The organism is Xanthomonas sp. SHU 166 (assembly GCF_000364685.1).
GTDB lineage: Bacteria > Pseudomonadota > Gammaproteobacteria > Xanthomonadales > Xanthomonadaceae > Xanthomonas_A > Xanthomonas_A sontii.
Genome location: NZ_AQOJ01000141.1, coordinates 1 through 2115 on the forward strand (window position 1 = coordinate 1; position 2115 = coordinate 2115).

At 68.7% G+C, this 2115-nt stretch carries 4 protein-coding genes; all 4 read right to left on the reverse strand.

The window, feature by feature from the left end; all coding sequences use genetic code 11:
• Nucleotides 1-763, reverse strand: a 763-nt coding sequence (locus D180_RS05415) for an Hpt domain-containing protein (protein ID WP_017911998.1), incomplete at its 3' end; no start/stop codon positions are given.
• A 31-nt stretch (nucleotides 764-794) separates the two neighbouring features.
• Entirely contained in the window at nucleotides 795-1160 is a 366-nt protein-coding gene (locus D180_RS05420) for a response regulator (RefSeq protein ID WP_010341778.1), read from the reverse strand.
• Nucleotides 1157-1465, reverse strand: coding sequence for an STAS domain-containing protein (locus D180_RS05425; RefSeq protein WP_010341777.1), 309 nt, complete (start codon nucleotides 1463-1465; stop codon nucleotides 1157-1159). The genes D180_RS05420 and D180_RS05425 overlap by 4 nt, the downstream gene beginning before the upstream one ends.
• Nucleotides 1466-1574: 109 nt before the next feature.
• On the reverse strand, nucleotides 1575-2115 hold a 541-nt coding region (locus D180_RS05430), incomplete at its 5' end, for a chemotaxis protein CheW (protein WP_017911999.1).

Consider the following 2115-nt stretch of genomic DNA (forward strand, 5'->3'; position numbering starts at 1 on the left):
CGGCGGTCGGCGGCGCGGTCAGCACCGGCGCCGGCGCGGTGGCCAGGCTCGGCGGCGGCACCGGGCGGATTTCCAGCTCGCAGTCGTCGATGACCCAGGCGAAGGTGTCTTCGATCGCGCTGCGCGGGATCTTGCCGACCAGGCCCAGGTCCCAGGCCAGGTAGGCCTCGAGCGGATCGAGTTCGGCGAAGCCGGGCAGGCGCGTGCTGCGGCAGGCGACCTGCAGCGGACCGAGGTGTTCGAGTTCGCGGATGATGCGCAGCGGGTCGTTGCCGCTCATGAACAGCGACGGCGCCGGCGTGAAGCCGATCTGCCAGGCTTCCGGCTCGGCCGGCTGGTTCGCCGCCGGGGTGGCGACGGTGGGCGCGGCCGGGCCGCCGTTCAACGCGTGCTGCAGGCGCTCGTGCACGGCCTTGACCGCGGCCGGATCGGCCGGGACGCCGTGTTCGGCTTCGCGCAGCAGGGCGCGCAGCACGTCCACCGAGCCGAGGATGGCGTCGATCGCGTGCGCTTCGACTTCGCGCTTGCCGGCGCGCAGTTCGTCGAGCAGCGTCTCCAGCACGTGGGTGAGGCCGGCCATCGCCTCGAAACCGAAGGTGGCGGCGCCGCCCTTGATCGAGTGCGCGGCGCGGAACACCGAGTTGATGGTCTCGGGGTCGCGATTGCCTTCTTCCAGCGACAGCAATCCGGCTTCCATCGCGTCCAGCCCTTCGCGGCTTTCCTCGAAGAAGGTGGCGTGGAAACGTTGCAGGTCCATGCTCATGAGGCGGGAATCCGGAAAAGGAGGGGAGGGATCAGCCCAGGACTTTCTGGACGGTGGCGATCAGCTGTTCGGGATTGAACGGCTTGACCAGCCAGCCGGTCGCACCGGCCGCCTTGCCCTCGGACTTCTTCTCCGCCGCCGACTCGGTGGTCAGCATCAGCATCGGGGTGAACTTGTAGTCCGGCAGCTGCCGCAGTTCGCGGATCAGGGTGATGCCGTCCATGTTCGGCATGTTGACGTCGGTGACCACCGCGTTGAAGCGCTGGCCCTTGGCGCGGCCCAGCGCGACCGCGCCGTCTTCGGCTTCTTCGACGGCAAAGCCGGCCGAGGTGAGGGCGAAGGAGACCATCTGGCGCATCGACGCCGAATCGTCCACTACCAAGATACGTGCGCTCATGCCGCGTTCTCCACAGATTTCAGATTGTCAGGGGTTGCAGGAAGGCCCAGCGATTCGCTGACCCCTAGCAGGCGTGCCGCGTCGCGAAAGGTGGCGTTGCAGGCCTCGAATTCGGTGCGCTTGCCGTCCTTGCGACGGGCATCGACGAATGCGCACAGCACCTGTACGGATGCGGTATGGATGCGGCGGACTTCGCCGGCGTCCAGCCGCAGCACGTCGTCCGACGCAAGGAACGCGGTCAGGCGTTGTTTCAGGTCGGCGCTGGTCTCGATACCGAGATCTTCGCCAAGGGGGACTGTGCTCATCATTGCTCCGCACCAATGGTTCTATGGCAGATAACGGCCGTGGCCTGAAAAGCTTTAGCGGCGGTTGGAAAGTGCGGCACCGTTCCCAGTTGCCGCCCGCCGGCCCGGGTCAGTGCAGCAGTTGCTCGGCGTCGAGCAGGATCATCGGCTGCTGCGCCAGCCGCGCCACGCCGCGGAACAGATGGTTGGAAATGCGGCAGATGCGGGCGTTGTCCGGCGGCTCGATCTGCTGGTCGCTGAGGCTGGCCACGTCTTCCACCGCGGACACGCGCAGGCCCAGGGTCTCGCCGTTCTCTTCCAGCACCACCACCCGGGTCTGCATGTCCATCTCGATCGGCGCCGCGCCCAGGTGCACGCCGAGGTCGAGCACCGGCACCACCTGGCCGCGCAGGTTCATGATGCCGAGCATGGCCGGCGGCGTGCCGCGCAGCGCCAGCAGCGGCACCGGCAGCACCACTTCCTGCACCTTCAGCAGTTCCAGGGCGTAGGCCTGCTCGCCGCAGCGCAGGCGCAGCCAGCGGGTGCGGCGCTCGGCCAGGCGTTCGGGGGCGATGGCCGAGCCATGCGGCACGGCCGGTGCCATGAAGGCCTGCAGGTTCGGCGGCAGCTTCGCGCCGGCGGCCTGGGCGCGGCTGGCTTCGGCGCGGCGT